This is a genomic window from Arthrobacter sp. SRS-W-1-2016 (assembly GCF_002009585.1).
Taxonomy (GTDB): domain Bacteria; phylum Actinomycetota; class Actinomycetes; order Actinomycetales; family Micrococcaceae; genus Arthrobacter; species Arthrobacter bambusae_A.
Genome location: NZ_MTPV01000067.1, coordinates 162,351 through 179,364, shown reverse-complemented (window position 1 = coordinate 179,364; position 17,014 = coordinate 162,351). Strand labels below are relative to the sequence as shown.

Sequence of the window (17,014 nt, the reverse complement as noted above, 5' to 3'; positions counted from 1 at the left end):
TGTTCAGGCGCGCTGGGCAGCCGTCCCGCCGTCGTCGGGGGCTGGACCTTGCGACGAGTCCACTATCGCCGCGCCCACCACCGGATTCCGGATCCCGACGGCGGATGCCACCGCGCCGAGGAAGAACAGCAAGGCGGTGACCACCACGGCATTCATGAGGCCTTGGCGGCTGAAGACAGGACCGATGATGAGCCCGGCAAACGCGATGCAAATCAAGCCTGCGATCCGGGCAACGGCATTGTTCACAGCGGAACCGATCCCCGCCTCTTCAGTCGGTACCGCGCCGAGGATGGCCGCGGTGAGGGGCGCCACCAAGGTGCTGAGGCCGATCCCGAAGACGATCTGCCCGGGCAACACCTGAGTCCAGTAGTTCAAGGGCTCCTGGACGGCCAAGGTCATGAGGAACCCTACCCCGCAGATGAACGGACCGGCAGTCATGAACCACCGCGGACCGTACTTGCCCGCCAGTCCCCCGAAGAATGAAGCCGTGAGCATCAGGAGGACAGTCGCGGGAAGCAACGCGATGCCCGCGGTGGTGGCTTTCATCCCTCCCACTTGCTGCAAGTAGATGCCTACGGCGAAGAAGCCCAATGACAGGGCGCCGTAAATGGCGAGCGTGGCGATGTTTCCCCAGCCGAAATTGCGGATGCCGAAGAGCCGCAGGGGAAGCATCGGTTCCGGAGTCCTGGCTTCGTGGACCAGGAAGAGGGCCAACCCCACGGCCCCGAGGGCGAGCGGCATCCAGACGACCATGTTGCTCCAGCCCATGCGCCCCTGTTCGATGAAGGCGTAGACCGGACCGCCCAGGCCCACCATGGCCAGGAACGCGCCGAGGTAGTCGATCTTCTTGCTCCTGTCCACGGCGGCATCGGACTTCCGCAGCCCGGCGAGGATCGGCCAGACTGCGACGGCAGGAATCACATTGATGAAGAAGATCACGCGCCAGGACAGCAGATCGACCGACGCGCCGCCGATCAGCGGAGCGACGATGGCGGCCGCGCTGGTCCAACCGGACCATTGGCCGATTGCCTTGGACTGCGCGGGCCCGGAGAAGAACGTGACGATCATGGCAAGCGAACTCGGGACGAGCAAGGCCCCGGCAATCCCCTGGAGAGCCCGCGAAACCACCAGCACCTCGCCGTTCCAGGCGAGGCCGCACGTGACGGAGGTAAGCGTGAAGCCGGCGAGTCCCCATTCCAGGATGCGGGCGCGGCCGAAGTGGTCGGACAGGGATCCGGCCACCAGGATCAGCGCGCCCAGGGTCAACAGGTAGGCATCCACCACCCATTGCTGGATGACGAGGCCGCCACCCAGTTCGCGGCCGATCGCGGGGAGCGCGAGGTTCACCACGAAGCCATCCAAAATGGCGATGAAGGAAGCCACAATAGCCACAACAAGGACCCGCCTTTGGAGCGGAGTGCTTGGCAGCAGGGCCGCTGCGTCGGTCATGAGCACAGCCTACGCCTGCTTGTCCATCGCCGTCCGGATTCCTGCCCGGTCCTGCGGCGGTTCTGCCGCAGTTCTGCAACGGCGAAAGTCCCGTATCGTTGAATGGTGATTAGCAGACGTGACGCCGCACTGGCCCTTGATATCCCGATGGAAATGGCCCAACGCCACGGCATCCCCTCCAGGCTTTCACAAGCCGAGCTGAGGGAACTGCAAGACAATCCACCGCCATGGCTCGTCCAATCCCGCGCCAACCGCACCGGCAAGCGTCCCGTGTGGGTGCACCTCAGCTGCGTGGTGTGCGGCTACACCGAGGCCGCGCGTCCCAAGAAGTGGTGGCCCGAGTTCACCTACGTCTTCTGTGGCCACCACCGGAACAGCGAGGTTCCCGGAATCCTGCCCGGAGAGGTCCGGAGCGAGTACGAGGGAATCGGCTCCCGGTTCGTGGGTATCGTTGACGTTCCGGCGTCCGAAGCCTAAATACCTGGGCGTTTGGGGGCCGGTTGATTTCGCCTGAAACAGGCGTAGCTTACAAAGAGAGGGCCCTTCAGGACCCTCTTTGCAGGATCTTCACGGAAGATCCGTAGTTAGGGAGCATGACATGCCTGACAAAGCGCCGCACCAGCACGAGGCGAAGAAGAGTATGAAGTCCATCAAGGAGAAACGGGCAGTGAAGCGTGCCAAGCACGAATCCGACGCCGCTGCCGATCCCGTGGCCCACTTGAGGATGAGGAAGAAGTAGCAAAAAAGCCGGAGCCATTGTGGCCCCGGCTTTTTAGCGGACTGGTTCCACCGTGGGGGTGCTTCCTCATGAATCCGCGTCGGTCATTTCGCTGGGCACTGCGACAATCGCGTGGATCTTTCCGTCGCGCAGGACCGTCAGGAGGAACGGCTCACCGATGGCCTGCGAAAACAAGAGCTTTTGCAGGCTCTCGGCACTGGATACTGCCCGCGACTGCGCACTCAGGACCAGGTCGCCCGCGAGCATTCCTGCCCGCTCCGCGGGAGATCCCGCGATGACCTCCACGACGCGGAGCGCTTCCTTCTGGCCCGTCCGGATTACCGCACTCGCGTCCAACGGAATAGGTGTGCTCACCAAGCCAAGGTATGCCCGCCGGACCCGGCCGTCCTTCAGCAGGGCGGCGATGATCCGTTGAGTGGTGGTGTTGATCGGCACTGCGAGTCCGAGGCCCAAGCCGGCCACTGCAGTGTTGATTCCCACGATCCGTCCCTTGGTGTCGGCCAGGGCTCCCCCGGAATTGCCCGGGTTCAGCGCGGCGTCGGTCTGGATGACATCCTCGATCACCCTGCTGTGCCGGCCGGACCTGACCGGGATGGAGCGTCCGAGTCCGCTGACGACGCCTGCCGTCACTGATCCGGCCAGCCCCAGCGGATTACCGACGGCGATCACCAATTGCCCTACGTGGAGCGACTCTGCGTTGCCCAGGATGGCAGGCGGCGGCGTGTGGTGCCCGCGGACAATGGCGAGATCGGACAAGGGATCCGCTCCGACGAGTTCGACGTCGGTATGGGTTCCGTCGGCGAAGATTGCCCGCCCGGAGCGCAGGCCCGAAACCACATGGGCGTTGGTCAGCAAATAGCCGTCGCCCGTGAACACGACGGCGGACCCGCTTCCGATGCTGACTTGGCCGTTCCTGCGTGCGCTTCTCATCTCCAATGCTGCAACATGCGGCGTGACCGTCTCTGCTACGTGCATCACTGTCCGCGAGTAGGCGTCCAAGGCTTCGTCATCCGACGGGGCGTCAGGAATGTCCTCGGGAAAAACTTGTTCCGGCAACGTACTCATCGTGCACCTCCTGTAACCGGTGGTGTCTATATCAACGAATACACTGCTTCGGTTAGTCCGTTCGGCCCTACGCCGTGGGTGAACTCTGCCACGCCACTGATGATTGGGAAACCAACTCCACGACGCTTAACCCCACAACGCTTTTCGCAGCAGCGCCTTGAGTTGGGCGGCTTCCCCGTCGTCCAACGCCGCCAGCACTTCGGCCTCTGCGCGGCGGGCCGCGATGGCTGCTTGGCCTAGCAGCTGGCTCCCCTTCGACGTTGCAGTCACCGTCTTGGCCCGGCGGTCCTGCTTGCCTGGTGCCCTGGTCACGAGCTTCCGCTTTTCAAGCTCGTCCACCAAGGCGACGATCTGGCTGGGGTCGAGGCTGAGGAAGTCCGCCAATTCCCGCTGGGTGGGCTCCAGGCCGCTGTTGGCAAGGATCAGGACCGAGTAAGACCTCTCCTTGAGGTCGAACTCGGCAAGCGCCCGGTTGTTCAGGACCGAGCCGCCGGCATGGAGCTTTGCCAGCAGGAAACCCACGTCCTGGCTGATCGGAGCGGCGACCAGCCGGTCCTTCGGGGCAGCCTGTTGCTCGTCCTGCGCCTCGATCGTCATAACAAACTCCAATAATCTTCAAAATCAATCGTTGACATTTTCAACTATACGTATTTTCATGGATACAGAACAGCATCCCACGCCGAGGGCTTGGATGCACGGGGATCGAGCAAAGGAGCAGCGATGAGCCTGTCAGGGAAAGTAGCGATTGTCACCGGAAGCGGCCGGGGACTGGGGCTTGCTTACGCGCGGGAACTCGCCCGTCAGGGCGCGGCGGTGGTCATCAACGACGTCGACGCCGAGGTCGCCGGCGAAGCGGTCCGGACCATCGAAGCCGACGGCGGCCGGGCCGTCGCCGTCGTCGCTCCCGTCGGCAGCACCGAAGTAGCGAAGCAGTTGGTGGAAGCGGCTGTCAGGGAATTTGGCCGCCTGGATATCCTGGTCACCAATGCCGGGATCCTGCGGGACAAGAGCCTGCTGAAGATGACGGACGAGGACTTCGACCTGGTCATCAACGTCCACCTCCGCGGCACCTTCACGTGCGCCCGCGAGGCATTCGGCTACTTCAAGGAAAACGGCGTCGCCGGCCGCATCATCGCCATCGGCTCCCCGACCGGGCAGCGCGGCAACTTCGGGCAAACAAACTACGCCGCAGCCAAGGCCGGAATCGTGGGCATGGTCCGGACGTGGGCGCTGGAAATGAAGAAGGCGGGCGTCACTGCCAACGCCGTCATCCCGGTAGCCGCTACGGCGATGACCAAGACCATCCCGTACTTCCGGAAAGCTGTGGAGGCGGACGAGCGCGGCGAGGCCATGCCGTACTTCTTCCGCCACGATCTCGGCTTTGGAACGGCCGACGACGTCTCCGGGCTCATTGCCTTCCTCGCCTCCGACGAAGCGGCCGGCATTACCGGACAGGCCATCGGCGCCGGCGGAGACCGCCTGCAGCTCTGGACCCACCCCGAAGCAGCCGTCACCGAGTACCGCGAGGGCGGCTGGGGCTACCAGGACCTTCTGGAAAACTTCGGCCCCTTGTTCGGCGACAAGCTGCAAAGCCTCGGCGAGGAATTCCTGCCGTTGCCCGAGGAACTGCAGCCCGAAGCCGCCGAGGTCCGCTGACATGGCCGCACGGCGTTACGAGCTGGGCATCGACGCCTCAAAGCTTGGCGCGATCGACATGCACGTCCACCTCGAAGTGGACGGCCGCGGCCACGAATCCCTGCCACCGGCCCTGACGGAGGCTTCAGCAAAGTACTTCAAGGCCGAGGACCGCACGCCCTCACTGGACCGGATCGCCGAGGCCTACCGCGAACTGAACATGGCCGCCGTCGTGTTCACTGTGGACGCCCGCACGCAACTCAAGCACGAGCCCAACAGCATCCCCGAGCTGATCGCGGGAGCCGCCAGGAACAACGACGTGCTGATCCCGTTCGGCAGCGTGGATCCGCGCACCGGCACCGAAGCGATCCAGGGCGCCAAACACCAAGCCATCGACCTAGGCGCCCGCGGCTTCAAATTCCACCCGAGCCTGCAGGGCTTCGACCCCTCGAACGAACAGTTCTACCCGCTCTGGGAGACCCTGCAGGAACTGGGGCTCCCGGCCATCTTCCACACCGGGCAAAACGGCATGGGCGCCGGCCTTCCCGGCGGCTACGGCATCAAGCTGGCCTACTCCAACCCGCTCCTGCTCGACGCCGTGGCCGCTGACTTCCCCGGCCTGCAGATCATCATGGCCCACCCCTCGGTGCCCTGGCAGGACGAGGCCAACTCCATCGCCACCCACAAATCCAACGTGTTCATCGACCTCTCCGGATGGTCCCCCAAGTACTTCCCGGAATCATTGGTTCGCATGTCCAATTCGGTGCTGCAGGACAAGGTCCTCTTCGGCACGGACTTCCCGCTCATCACCCCGCAGAAATGGCTAAGCGCCTTCGCCGACCTCCCGCTCAAGGACGAAGTCCGGCCCAAGATCCTCAAGGACAACGCGGTGCGCCTGCTCGGATTGGACGGCTGAGATGAGCCTGGAGATCGGCGTGGAGACAACGGCGGAGGAGCGCCTCTACGGCGTCTGCGACTATTACGACGCCGAGTCCCTCCTCACCGAGGACGAGCGCCGGGTCCTGGGCCGCTTGCGCGACTTCCTGGACGGTGAAGCGAAACCATTGTTGGCCGACTACTGGGAGCGCGGCGAGTTCCCTGCACAGTTGGCCCGGCCACTCATCGACCTGGACCTGATGGAACCGGCGGAACTGACTGTTCACGGTCCCGCCCGGGGCATCTACCAAGGCTTCAGGATCTTCGAACTCGCCCGCACGGACGCTTCGCTGGCCACCTGGTACACGGCGCAAGCCGGCCTCTTCCGCACCGCGATCCGCGTCGGTGCTTCCGAGGAACAGCAGCGCGAGTGGATGCCGCGTGTGATCGATTTCTCGCTGAAAGGCGTGTTCTCCCTGACCGAACCCGAGCACGGCTCGGACATCGCCGGCGGTCTCTCTACTACGGCACGCTTTGAAGCAGACCACGACGGTGGAACCTGGGTCCTGGACGGCGCCAAGCGGTGGATCGGGGGCGCCTCAACCGCGGACGTGCTGTGCGTTTTCGCCCGCGACATCGCGGACGGACAGGTCAAGGCCTTCCTCGTGGACCGCCAGGCGGCCGGGGTGACCTTGGAGAAGATCCACCGGAAGACTTCCTTGCGGATGATGCAGAACGCCCACATCACGCTCGACGGCGTGCGGGTCCCTGAATCCATGCGCCTGCACAAGGTGGACTCCTTCAAGGACGTGGCGGCGATGCTCCGGGCCATGCGCTCCGACGTCGCCTGGATCGCCACCGGCATCCAGGCAGGCGCCTTCGACGCAGCCCTCCGCTACGTCCGCGAGCGCCAACAGTTCGGCCGCCCGCTGGGTTCCTTTCAATTGGTGCAGGAGAAGCTGGCCCGCATGCTTGGCAACCTCACCGCAAGCTTGTCCCTCGTGGTCAGGCTGACCGAACAGCAGGCCCGCGGGATCTACCGCGACCAGGATTCCGCGCTCGCCAAGATGCAAAGCTGCCTGGCAATGCGGGAAACAGTCGCCCTGGCCCGTGAGTTGGCGGGCGGCAATGGAATCACTCTCGAGAGTGATGTTGCCCGGTTCCACGCCGACGCCGAAGCCGTCTATTCCTACGAAGGAACGCACGAAATCAACGCCCTGATCGTCGGGCGCGCACTTACGGGCGCGAGCGCATTCGCACGCTAGCCCGCCACAGTCCAAAACCATCACAGGAGGCAACAATGCCCAATCTCGTCGTCGACTTCGACAAACTGCTCACCCTCGCCGGAACCGATCTCGGCGCCACCGAATACCGCGAGATCACCCAGGAACAGATCAACAAGTTCGCAGACGCCACCGGGGATGACCAATGGATCCACGTCGATCCGGAACGCGCCAAGGACGGCCCGTTCGGCGCCCCGATCGCCCACGGGTTCCTCACGCTCTCGCTCATCATCCCGTTCTGGGGCGAGCTGTTCGACGTCGAAGGCGTCACCACGAAAGTGAACTACGGCCTGGACAAAGTCCGCTTCACTTCCCCGGTCAAGGTTGGCGCGCGTATCCGCATGCAAGCCACCATCGCCGAAGTCACCGAGGTCAAGGGCGGCGCCCAGATCAAGGTCGCCAACACCATCGAAATCGAAGGCCAGGAACGCCCCGCGGTCGTGGCCGAATTCCTCGCCCGCTTCTACAAATAGCCGCTACACCCCGCCCTCCCCCACCCCTGCTTTAAGGAACAACGATGTCCCAAATATCGCAGCTTCAATCCATGGACGTGGCCACCAAGCGCAAGGAAGCCCGCACTGTCATTGCTTCCAGCTACCTCGGCAGCACCATCGAGTACTACGACTTCCTGCTGTATGCCACAGCCGCGGCCGTGGTCTTCCCCAAAGTCTTCTTCTCGGGAATGGATGATTGGGTGGGCGTCGTGGCCGCCTACGGAACCTTCGCCGCAGGATACGTGGCGCGCCCGCTGGGTGGCGTCATCTTCGGGCACTTCGGCGACAAGCTGGGCCGCAAGGGGATGCTCATCGTCTCCATGTTGGTCATGGGCTTGGCGTCCGCGCTGATCGGCCTGGTCCCGGGCGCCTCCGTGGCCGGTCCGTGGGGCGCCGTGATGCTTGTTGTGCTCCGGGTCTTCCAGGGCATCGCGGTGGGTGGCGAGTGGGGCGGAGCCGCCTTGATGGCGTTGGAGCATTCCGAATCGGGGAAACGCGGCTTCGCTGCCTCGTTCGTGAATGCGGGCGCGCCGTCGGGCGCCGTGCTGGGCACACTGATCATGGGCGCCTTCTCGGCCCTGCCAAACTCCCAGTTCCTTGCCTGGGGCTGGCGCGTTCCCTTCCTGCTCTCGTTTGTCTTGCTTGCAGTGGGCATGTTCGTCCGGCTCAAGGTTTCGGAGAGCCCCATTTTCAAAGCTGCCATCGAACAGGAAAGGGCGGCCCGGAACGCGGACTCCGGCCCCGCCGGGAACAACAGTGCCGGGAAGGCCGTTATCCCGCTCCTCCAGGTGCTGCGCCGGCCCAAGACCTTGATCTTCACCATGCTCGCCGGGGCTGCCGGCTTCGCCCTCCAAGTGGTGCTGGCAACGTTCGCGGTCACCTTCGCCGTCTCCAAGGGCGCCGACCGCCAGGGCGTGCTGTACGCCTTCGCCGCTGCTTCCTTCATCTCCATCGCCTTCGTGATCCTAGGCGGCAGGCTGTCCGACAAGTTGGGCCGGAGGCCCGTCATGATCGGCGGGCTCGTGCTCTTCATCGCCTATCTGATTCCGATGTTCCAGTTGCTGTCCTCGAACAACATCCTCTTGGTCTTCGTCGCCTTCACCATCGGCTTGATGATCCACTCAACCCTCTTCGGGCCGCTGGCGGCATTCGTGTCCGAGCAGTTCGGCACCACGTCCCGCTACACCGGAGCCTCACTGGGTTACCAGCTCGCGACGCTCCTCGGTGCGGGCTTCACTCCTGGGATCGTGGCCCAGATCTTCAAGGACTCCGGCCAGGACACCGGCTCGGTGGTCTTCTACCTTGCCGCGATGTCCGTCGTCTCCATCATCTTCATCCTGTTGACCAGGGAACCGAAGAACAACGATTTGCAGACCGTCCGGCCTTGAGCCCGGGAAGGGTCTAGCTTGGAAAGAAGAAAGGACCGACATGGAGAATTTTGGCATCGGTTCGTGGCTGCAGCGTCGCCGCCCGAAGTCCGGAAGCAAGATCGCGTTGATCTCCGGAGACCGCCAACTCAGCTACGCGGAATTTGCGGAACGGTCCGACAGGCTGGCCAACGCCCTCAAGGCCGGAGGCGTTGCCAAGGGCGACAGGGTGGCGTATCTCGGTGACAACCATCCGGCTTTCCTGGAAACGCTTTTTGCCTGTGGGCAGCTCGGGGCGATCTTCGTACCCCTCAACACACGGTTGGCCCCGCCGGAGATCAACTTCCAGCTTGCGGACTGCGGTGCCGTTGCGCTGATCCACTCGGCGGGCCTCAACGGCCTTGCGGCCGGCGGCGCGGAAGGCACCCGCGTGAGCCGGCGGATCGTCGTCGGCGATTCCCTCCCGGGCGAGAGTAGCGCGGCTTCCGGTAGCGAAACCCCGACGGCGGCGGAAGACTATGAGGACGTCGTCGCCTCCGGAGCGGCCCGGCATCTGGACGAGGAAGTCGGACTCGATGACGGGGCCATGATCCTCTACACGTCCGGAACGACGGGACGCCCCAAAGGAGCGCTCCTGACCCACGGCAACATCACTTGGAATTGCATCAACGTGATTGTCGACTTTGATTTCTCCTCCACCGACGTAGCCCTCATGATCTCGCCGATGTTCCACGTCGCCTCGCTCGACATGGGGGTGTTGCCTACGCTGCTCAAGGGCGGGACCGTGGTTCTCGAGTCCAGGTTCGACCCCCGACGCACCCTGGAGCTCATCGAGCAGCACAGGGCCACCACCATCAGCGGGGTGCCCACCACCTACCAGATGCTCTGCGAGCACCCGGCCTGGCCGACGTCGGACCTAGGATCCCTCAACAAGCTGACCTGCGGCGGATCGGCAGTTCCGATGCGCGTCCTGGAGGCGTACGAGGCGCGCGGACTGCACTTCTCCAACGGCTACGGAATGACCGAGACGGCGCCGGGCGCCACCACGCTGCCCGCCGCCAGGTCCCGCGACAAAGCGGGATCTTCCGGGCTCCCGCACTTTTTCAGCGACGTCCGGATCGCCGACGTCGCCGGAGGCCTTGCTGAGCAGGGCACGGTGGGCGAAATCCAGATCAAAGGCCCCAACGTCATCCACCAATACTGGAATCGGCCCGACGCCACTGCCGAATCTTATGCAGACGGCGGCTGGTTCAAGTCCGGAGACATGGGTTACAAGGACGCAGACGGATTCGTCTTCGTCTCGGACAGGCTCAAGGACATGATCATTTCGGGCGGCGAGAACATCTACCCTGCCGAGGTGGAACAAGCGATCAGTGAACTCGACGCCGTAGGGAGCGTGGCAGTCATCGGCGTGCCGGATGAGAAGTGGGGAGAGGTACCACGCGCCGTGGTGGTGCTCCGCGAAGGCGCCACTTTGACCGAGGACGAACTCAGGGCACACTTGGCCGGCAGGCTGGCCCGCTACAAAATCCCGAAGACTGTGGTGTTCGTGGACGACATGCCGCGGACGGCCAGTGGAAAGATCCGCAAGAGCGAGCTTCGCCGAAGCACCGTTTCCTGAGGGGACGGTTGGCACGCTGCGTGCCGTATCCGCGGTGCTTGGTCAGCGTCCGGTCTCGATAGGGAGGCATGACGCAGACCCACCGAGGGACGGTGCGGCGTCGGCAACGATCGCGTCCGCGTGGGCCAGTGCCGAAGCAGCCAGGCCGTCGTATACCTGCACGAAGACCTTGCGGGCTTCGGCCAACGGCCATTTCTCGGGGAGGAGCTCTGCGGGCAGATCGGGGTCGTTCCAGGGAAAGGCGCGCCAGGCGTCCATGGCCATCGTGCGGACGCGGAAGGCCTCTGCGGCGGTGACAAGGCCGGAATTCGCCTTCTCCACCCACGGACTGTAGCTCTCGATGAACGGCGCATACTGCTCAGCCAGCTCCTCAGGCGACCACGCCGCGATCAGGCTTTTTCCGCGCAGGCTCCGATCCGCCGTCCGGAAGATGACGTAGTCCTCGACGCCAAAAGACGCGCAGTTTTCTTCCAGCTCCTCGGCATGGTCGCGCGGCGATACCCACAGTGCGCCGTAAAGAGGGGCGAATCCCCGCCATCGAAGCCGGGAGCGGAACATGTCCCGGATTTCCCTGGAGGACTCGGGGACAGAAAAAGCGATCACGGTCCAGGACCCGTCCCAAGCGTTGCTTTGGCTGCCGAACAAGCGCACTTGCTCGAATCCGATCCGCAGCCGCACCCGGGCGCGGTGGGTGAACCGGTACCGCGAGGTCCTTCCAGCGCTGGACTGCTCCAAAACACCCCTGCTCGCCAAGCGGCTGAGGCCCGTCGCGCAGGCCGACGGCGACACGCCAAGCGGTGCTGCCAGGGCAGCGATCAGCTTTGCGGGAATCCACTCGTCCGTGTTTTGCCAGAAATCGCCCAGCATCGTGGTGATCAGGTGCTGGGTGGAGGAACCCTTCAAGGGGCGCGGAAAGTCCACAGGGGCATCTGGGACCAACCCCGGAGCGGAGGAAGCAGCTGGTGTCACCCACCCATTCTGTCAGTCCTCCCGCCGCAATTAATTTATTATGCACTTGTGTTGACGGACGTGGAAGAAGTCGCATACCATTTTTCTACGAGTGATGCAGACCACAATTCTCAGCGGAACTCAGTCCCTGCCGCACTGCGAGCCCCAAGCCCCATTCACACTGAGGAGATCCGCAATGACCGCTGGTCCCACCGTTCCGCCGACGGCACTGACGCCGTCCGCTGACATCGCCCCTTCACCCAGCCACGCCGGCACCGGACATGCCCGCCGCGCTGCCGCCGCCAGCTTCATCGGCAGCACGCTCGAGTACTACGATTTCTTCATCTACGGCTCGGCGTCGGCCCTGATCTTCAACAAGCTCTTCTTCCCCGGAATCGACCCGGCACTGGGCACCCTTCTTTCCATGGCGACCATTGGAGTCGGATATTTCGTCCGCCCGCTGGCCGCGAGTGTCATCGGACATTTCGGTGACCGCATTGGCCGGCGCCAGATGCTGGTTCTCACCTTGGTCATGATGGGGGTTGCCACCTTCCTCATCGGGTGCCTGCCGCCCACTGCAGCGATCGGCGCCGCAGCCCCTGTTCTCCTGGTCCTGCTTCGCGCCCTGCAGGGCGCTTCCGCCGCCGGAGAATCGGTGGGCGCGGTCACCATGACGTTGGAGCACGCCCCCAGCAACAAGAGGGCGTTCTATGGGAGCTGGGTCAACACCGGAGCCGTCGCCGGAATCATGCTCGCCTCCCTGGCGTTCCTCGCGGTGTCCCTCCTTCCACAGGCCGAACTGCTGAGCTGGGGCTGGCGCTTGCCGTTCCTCGCGAGCATCATTGTCGTGGCGGTGGGCCTGTACATCCGGCTTCGCCTTCCCGAGTCCGAGGTGTTCGAATCGGCAAAGGAATCCGATGGCTCCACGGAACTGCCGCTGAAAGTCGTCCTGCGGGACCACTGGACCACCATCATCAAGGTCATCTTCTTTGGACTGTGGAGCGTCGTGTCCTCGGTCTTCGCCGCCTTCGCCCTTGCCTACTCCGGAAAGTTCGGGATCCCCGCCGCCGTCATGCTCACCGTCACCATCGTGACCGCGGCCCTCGCGATTGTCGTCCAGCCATACGCGGGCGTCCTGGCCGACAGAATCGGTCGCAAGCCCGTATTCATTGCCGGCAACATCATCTGTGCCGCTTCGGCCTTCGCATTCTTCTGGTCCATCAGCGCCGGCTCGATCCTGCTGATCTTCGTCACGGCCATCATGTTCATGACGGTCGGCTATGGCCTGGTCAATCCACTCGGCCCCTCCATGACAGCGGAGATGTTCGAAACCCGTATCCGCTACACGGGGGCCGCCACAGCCTCGCAGCTCGGGTTGATTGTCACCGGGTTCGCGCCGACCATCGCAGCGGCAATCGTACAGCCGGGCCCCACCGGGTGGGTGCCCGTCGCGGCCTTCACCGCGGGTTGCTGCCTTGTTTCCGCCGCAGTGACAGCCATCTGGGTCAAAGAGACCTACAAAGTACCGACTGAAGCCCTGGGCACGAAGACCTCCAGCCCGTCTTAGGCTTCCGCGGAGGAGGCGCGGCTTCGTGCCTTCTCCGCGGACCGAACTCCCCCAAGCTAAAGGACCGCCCACGTGAGCCCGCTCCCCGTACTCATTGAGACCGACGTCGAAACCCATATGACCGATGGCACCGTCCTGCGGTCAACCGTCTATCGCCCTGCGGACGACGGCGGCGGACGGTTTCCGGTCCTGCTCACCAGGACTCCCTATGGCAGGGACCTCTCGGTAAATTCCGCCTATTTCAACCCCGCAACCGTAGCGGCCGCAGGCTATGGAGTGATTCTCCAGGACTGCCGCGGCCGGTTCGGCTCGGACGGCGTGTTCACCCCGTCCGTCCACGAAGCCTCCGACGGCGCCGACACCGTTGCCTGGGCCGCCGGGCTGCCCTGGTCCGACGGCAGCGTCGCGATGTGGGGTCGATCCTATTTCGCCGAGACACAATGGCGGGCCGCATCTTTGTCGCCGCCCGCCCTTTGTGCCCTCGCCCTCGGCATTTCAGCAGGCGGGAATGCCAACAACGGCGCGCTCTACCGGGGTGGAGCCCACGAACTCGGCAGCCGGCTCGGCTGGGGCCACGCCTCAATCTCCGTGAACGAACTGATGCGCGAGTTCCACGACGACCCCGAGCGCAGGGAAAAGGAGCTCGGGTCCTGGCTCGACCTTGACCGCGGCTTCGCCGACGGATCGCTCTTCGATACCCTTCCGTTGCGCAGGCTCTCCCCGAAACTCGGAATTTTCATGAATTCCCATGTGCTGCCCTCCGCGGGTGAAGATCCGGGCAGCCGCTTCACCAAACTGTGGGATGCTGCATCAGCACAAGCGGTCCCGCTGCCGACCCTGCACATCGGGGGCTGGTTCGACATCTTCGCGCCCAACACCTTCGAACAGTACGAAAAGCAGCTCGACTTGAGCAGGGCCCAGGGCTCCCCCGTGCCTCGCCTGATCGTCGGCCCCTGGACCCACACGAACTTCACTGGCGCCTATCCGGACATCAACTTCGGGATCGCTGCGGCGTCAGGGATGATGAACGGCCTGGGGGATTTGTCGCGGATCCACACCGACTGGTTCGACGCCGTCCTCAAGAACCACCCGGAACGCCTGCGCCGCGTTCCCCCGGTGTTGCTCTACTTCATGGGTGAGAACCAGTGGCGCGGCTTCGAAGAACTCCCGGTTCCAACCGGCGAACGGTCCTGGTATTTCGGACGGGACGGATCCCTCTCCCACGAACCCGAAGCGGACGGCATTGCCGAATTCGACTACGATCCCCTGGACCCAGTGCCCACGGTGGGAGGAGCCACGATGATCCACGGCACCTTCCCCGCAGGACCGGCCCGGCAGGAAGCCGTTGAGGAGCGGGAAGACGTGCTCGTGTTCACCAGCGAAGCCTTCACCGAGTCCCTGACACTGTTCGGGGAAGTGCGCGCAAGCTTCTTCGCCTCGACTTCCGCCGTGGACACGGATTTCGTCATTCGTCTTTGCCGCGTAGCGCCCGACGGAACATCCTTGTCGTTGGCAGACGGGATCGTCCGCGCCTCCTGGCGGGATAGCTACGCGGGCACCGGACGGTACTCTCCCGGCCACCAGCCTTCACTGGTCGAACCCGGCAGCGTCCATGAATACACCGTGAGCCTCTGGCAGACGGCATATACCTTCGCGCCCGGCGAACGGCTCCGTGTGCAAGTGACTTCCAGTTGCCACCCGCGCTGGGACAGGAACCTTAACACCGGCAAGCGCGCCTACGACTCCGACCACTCAGTCGTTGCCCGGCAAAGCATCCGCTTCGGCGAGCTGCACCCGAGCCGCCTGACCGCTGGCGTCCTATGAACACCGGCCGGACGGCGGCGCCGGGACTGTCCTTCTTCGCCGAAGTGGCCGTCGACGTCGGGCTGCCGGTCGACGTCGGGACGACACCGGAGGGGCACCGCCGGATAGTGCCAATCACCGGAGGCACTTTCGACGGCCCCCATGTCACAGGCAAGGTCCTCCCCGGCGGCGCCGACTACCAGATACTGCGCAGCCAGGAGCTGACGGAACTGGATGCCCGATATGCCCTCGAAACAGATGCGGGACAACGCATCTACGTCCACAACACGGCGCTACGCCACGGTACGGCAGAGGACATCGAACGGCTGAACCGCGGCGAAGATGTCGCGGCGGACCGCATCTACTTTCGCTGCTGGCCGCGTCTGACCAGTTCTGCGCCCGGACTCGCCTACCTCAACAACCGGCTGGCTGTCGGAACCGGCGAACGCCATCCGGATCAGGTGGTCGTGCGGATCTTTTTGATCGACTAGCGCCGCCCACTGGTTAACAATCACGGTCGAGGGACAGGCGCAATCCTTGCGTAGGGGTCCCCGAAAACAAGTAGGGGGTACTCAAGAAAGCAACCGCCCGCAGTCCTATCGTGTCGGACAGCGTTCATGCCAAAACGGATGGGCGGATGGCCACGACTGGGCCCAGACCGGCGAGGGGCCGCAGCGAAAAAATATGCAGGGAGCCTTGCTCAATGGACAACCCACCTTCCGAAAACCGGGATCGGTGCATCGCCTACGCAAACCACCAGGAGAAAGACTGACTCCTTACCGGTCCTGTCCTCCGAGCCTAGGCCGACGGAACGAGGGCCTTTCGTAGCACAACGCAGGACCCAGCCGACGGGCTGAGATTGGGGCGAACGTGGACGGGCAACAATGGATATGGGTCGTGATGGTCCTTGTCGGAGCCGCACTGGTAGCCGTTGTGATGGTCTTTGGACACCAGCGAAGAAGGCTGGTTGACCGCAAACCCGTGGCCAAACACCGCGAGGGGGAACCTGGGAACCCTCCTGACGGCGTCGACAGTGCGGACGGCGAGCCGGCAGCACGGAGTCCGAACCACTGACCCCGCCCGCGGTTGCCCACCCGGACAAAGAAAAACACCCCGGTCCGAAGACCGGGGTGTTCCCGATGAGCCGAGCCATCCGTTAAGGATGTCTCGACTCATCACAAAAGTGGAGATGGGGGGAATTGAACCCCCGTCCGATGTCGTGTTGTCAGGGCTTCTCCGGGCGCAGTTCGCGTCGGACTTTCTCGGCCCCAGCTATCGTACGAACAAGTAGCTGATCCGGGCCCAGTCATCTAAGAGTCCCGCTCGCCTCGATGACGAAGGCAAGCAGCAGTGGCTATCTAAATGACGCCAGGATCCGGGGCAATAGCAACCTCGGGCTGACGGACTGTCTTACTGCTTAGGCAGCAAGAGCGAAGTCAGTGCGCTTAGAATTGGCACTTATTGGTTTGCAGACAGCGTTTACGAGATAATTCTGCATCCTCGGCCCGCTTCACCTGTCGCGACTAACATCGTCGAAACCGATCATCCCCGTATTTTGTTATCAATCCCCGCAGCACGATGGTCGCCCGAAAACGATCACCCTAAAAACCTGCCGGGTTAATCATCATAACGCATCGCAGCACCCAAACATTCCGGAACACGCTTGGCTGCGGACGTCCTTGACGACGCACCTTAGCGGCGGTTGCGTTCGCGCAGTTCACGCAGCGATTCGCGCTTGTCCTGCTGCTCGCGCAAGGTCTGCCGCTTGTCGTAATCCTTCTTGCCTCGAGCCAAGGCGATCTCCACCTTGGCTCGTCCGTCCAGGAAGTACAGCTGGAGCGGCACTACCGTCAGCCCCGTCTCGCGGATCTTGCCTGAGATTTTGTTGAGTTCCTCGCGGTGAAGCAACAACTTCCGACGGCGGCGCGCGGCGTGGTTGGTCCAGCTCCCCTGGTTGTACTCGGGGATATGGATGCCCTCCATCCACAACTCGTCGTTGTAGAACGTGCAGAAGCCATCGACCATCGAGGCGTGGCCTTCACGCAGGGACTTTACTTCGGTTCCCATAAGGGCAATGCCAGCCTCATAGGTATCCAATATGTGGTAGTCATGCCGAGCCTTGCGATTGGTGGCCACTACCTTACGGCCACTTTCCTTGGGCACGGTA

The 17,014-nt window shown here is 63.7% G+C and carries 16 protein-coding genes and 1 other RNA gene; 11 read left to right on the top strand and 6 right to left on the bottom strand.

Annotated features, from left to right (window positions below):
• Positions 1–3: 3 nt before the first annotated feature.
• Entirely contained in the window at positions 4–1,449 is a 1,446-nt protein-coding gene (locus BMF89_RS18030) for an MFS transporter (RefSeq protein ID WP_171983544.1), read from the bottom strand.
• Between the two features lie 102 nt (positions 1,450–1,551).
• Here BMF89_RS18030 and BMF89_RS18025 point away from each other — a divergent pair, with 102 nt between their 5' ends.
• Positions 1,552–1,926 (top strand): hypothetical protein, encoded by a 375-nt coding sequence (locus tag BMF89_RS18025; protein WP_241707371.1) that lies wholly within the window; start codon positions 1,552–1,554, stop codon positions 1,924–1,926.
• Positions 1,927–2,047: 121 nt separating this feature from the next.
• A complete protein-coding gene (locus BMF89_RS22030; protein ID WP_171983543.1) occupies positions 2,048–2,188 on the top strand; it encodes a hypothetical protein in 141 nt (46 codons plus the stop codon).
• Positions 2,189–2,254: 66 nt separating this feature from the next.
• Here the strand turns inward: BMF89_RS22030 and BMF89_RS18020 are convergent, their stop codons facing one another.
• Together BMF89_RS18020 and BMF89_RS18015 are read right to left on the bottom strand one after the other, a co-directional pair.
• Entirely contained in the window at positions 2,255–3,253 is a 999-nt protein-coding gene (locus BMF89_RS18020) for a trypsin-like peptidase domain-containing protein (RefSeq protein ID WP_078108430.1), read from the bottom strand.
• A 126-nt stretch (positions 3,254–3,379) separates the two neighbouring features.
• Complete coding sequence (locus BMF89_RS18015; protein WP_078108429.1) at positions 3,380–3,850, bottom strand: MarR family winged helix-turn-helix transcriptional regulator; 471 nt, start codon at positions 3,848–3,850, stop codon at positions 3,380–3,382.
• Between the two features lie 123 nt (positions 3,851–3,973).
• On the opposite strand from BMF89_RS18015, the gene BMF89_RS18010 reads away from it, so the two are divergent.
• Genes BMF89_RS18010 through menE form a run of 6 tightly spaced genes read left to right on the top strand, consistent with a single transcriptional unit; the run spans position 3,974 to position 10,529 of the window.
• Positions 3,974–4,909: an SDR family NAD(P)-dependent oxidoreductase gene (locus BMF89_RS18010; protein ID WP_078108428.1), complete on the top strand. Its 936-nt coding sequence runs from the start codon at positions 3,974–3,976 to the stop codon at positions 4,907–4,909.
• Position 4,910: 1 nt separating this feature from the next.
• Positions 4,911–5,804: an amidohydrolase family protein gene (locus BMF89_RS18005; RefSeq protein WP_078108427.1), complete on the top strand. Its 894-nt coding sequence runs from the start codon at positions 4,911–4,913 to the stop codon at positions 5,802–5,804.
• Position 5,805: 1 nt separating this feature from the next.
• Positions 5,806–7,029 carry an acyl-CoA dehydrogenase family protein gene (locus tag BMF89_RS18000; RefSeq protein ID WP_078108426.1) on the top strand — a complete coding sequence of 408 codons (1,224 nt, stop codon included), beginning with the start codon at positions 5,806–5,808 and terminating at the stop codon, positions 7,027–7,029.
• A gap of 35 nt (positions 7,030–7,064) precedes the next feature.
• Positions 7,065–7,520, top strand: coding sequence for a MaoC family dehydratase (locus BMF89_RS17995; protein ID WP_078108425.1), 456 nt, complete (start codon positions 7,065–7,067; stop codon positions 7,518–7,520).
• A 44-nt stretch (positions 7,521–7,564) separates the two neighbouring features.
• Positions 7,565–8,929, top strand: a complete 1,365-nt coding sequence (locus BMF89_RS17990; protein WP_078108424.1) for an MFS transporter — start codon at positions 7,565–7,567, stop codon at positions 8,927–8,929.
• 40 nt (positions 8,930–8,969) lie between these two features.
• Positions 8,970–10,529, top strand: coding sequence for an o-succinylbenzoate--CoA ligase (menE, locus tag BMF89_RS17985; protein ID WP_078108423.1), 1,560 nt, complete (start codon positions 8,970–8,972; stop codon positions 10,527–10,529).
• Between the two features lie 42 nt (positions 10,530–10,571).
• Here menE and BMF89_RS17980 read toward each other — a convergent pair whose 3' ends face one another.
• Positions 10,572–11,498, bottom strand: a complete 927-nt coding sequence (locus BMF89_RS17980) for a PaaX family transcriptional regulator C-terminal domain-containing protein (protein ID WP_253190879.1) — start codon at positions 11,496–11,498, stop codon at positions 10,572–10,574.
• A 175-nt stretch (positions 11,499–11,673) separates the two neighbouring features.
• Here BMF89_RS17980 and BMF89_RS17975 point away from each other — a divergent pair, with 175 nt between their 5' ends.
• From BMF89_RS17975 to BMF89_RS17965, 3 genes are all read left to right on the top strand, one after another.
• Entirely contained in the window at positions 11,674–13,044 is a 1,371-nt protein-coding gene (locus tag BMF89_RS17975; RefSeq protein ID WP_078108422.1) for an MFS transporter, read from the top strand.
• A gap of 72 nt (positions 13,045–13,116) precedes the next feature.
• Positions 13,117–14,868 carry a CocE/NonD family hydrolase gene (locus tag BMF89_RS17970; RefSeq protein WP_216353844.1) on the top strand — a complete coding sequence of 584 codons (1,752 nt, stop codon included), beginning with the start codon at positions 13,117–13,119 and terminating at the stop codon, positions 14,866–14,868.
• The gene (locus tag BMF89_RS17965; protein ID WP_078108421.1) at positions 14,865–15,338 is read left to right on the top strand and encodes a DUF3237 domain-containing protein; all 474 of its coding nucleotides are present in this window, start codon (positions 14,865–14,867) and stop codon (positions 15,336–15,338) included. Before BMF89_RS17970 ends, BMF89_RS17965 begins: the two co-directional genes overlap by 4 nt.
• A gap of 690 nt (positions 15,339–16,028) precedes the next feature.
• Here the strand turns inward: BMF89_RS17965 and ssrA are convergent.
• Both ssrA and smpB read right to left on the bottom strand, forming a co-directional pair.
• Positions 16,029–16,397, bottom strand: a transfer-messenger RNA (tmRNA) gene (gene ssrA / locus BMF89_RS17960).
• A gap of 142 nt (positions 16,398–16,539) precedes the next feature.
• Complete coding sequence (gene smpB, locus BMF89_RS17955) at positions 16,540–17,010, bottom strand: SsrA-binding protein SmpB (protein ID WP_028264808.1); 471 nt, start codon at positions 17,008–17,010, stop codon at positions 16,540–16,542.
• Between the last annotated feature and the right edge of the window lie 4 nt (positions 17,011–17,014).

Excerpts from the sequence above, each read along its gene's own strand:
- BMF89_RS18015 (WP_078108429.1), bottom strand. The coding sequence starts at position 3,850 with ATGACGATCGAGGCGCAGGACGAGCAACAGGCTGCCCCGAAGGACCGG.
- BMF89_RS17975 (WP_078108422.1), top strand. The coding sequence starts at position 11,674 with ATGACCGCTGGTCCCACCGTTCCGCCGACGGCACTGACGCCGTCCGCT.
- BMF89_RS17965 (WP_078108421.1), top strand. The coding sequence starts at position 14,865 with ATGAACACCGGCCGGACGGCGGCGCCGGGACTGTCCTTCTTCGCCGAA.
- BMF89_RS18005 (WP_078108427.1), top strand. The coding sequence starts at position 4,911 with ATGGCCGCACGGCGTTACGAGCTGGGCATCGACGCCTCAAAGCTTGGC.
- BMF89_RS17995 (WP_078108425.1), top strand. The coding sequence starts at position 7,065 with ATGCCCAATCTCGTCGTCGACTTCGACAAACTGCTCACCCTCGCCGGA.
- BMF89_RS22030 (WP_171983543.1), top strand. The coding sequence starts at position 2,048 with ATGCCTGACAAAGCGCCGCACCAGCACGAGGCGAAGAAGAGTATGAAG.
- BMF89_RS18030 (WP_171983544.1), bottom strand. The coding sequence starts at position 1,449 with ATGACCGACGCAGCGGCCCTGCTGCCAAGCACTCCGCTCCAAAGGCGG.
- BMF89_RS18025 (WP_241707371.1), top strand. The coding sequence starts at position 1,552 with ATGGTGATTAGCAGACGTGACGCCGCACTGGCCCTTGATATCCCGATG.
- menE (WP_078108423.1), top strand. The coding sequence starts at position 8,970 with ATGGAGAATTTTGGCATCGGTTCGTGGCTGCAGCGTCGCCGCCCGAAG.
- BMF89_RS18000 (WP_078108426.1), top strand. The coding sequence starts at position 5,806 with ATGAGCCTGGAGATCGGCGTGGAGACAACGGCGGAGGAGCGCCTCTAC.
- BMF89_RS17990 (WP_078108424.1), top strand. The coding sequence starts at position 7,565 with ATGTCCCAAATATCGCAGCTTCAATCCATGGACGTGGCCACCAAGCGC.
- BMF89_RS18010 (WP_078108428.1), top strand. The coding sequence starts at position 3,974 with ATGAGCCTGTCAGGGAAAGTAGCGATTGTCACCGGAAGCGGCCGGGGA.
- BMF89_RS18020 (WP_078108430.1), bottom strand. The coding sequence starts at position 3,253 with ATGAGTACGTTGCCGGAACAAGTTTTTCCCGAGGACATTCCTGACGCC.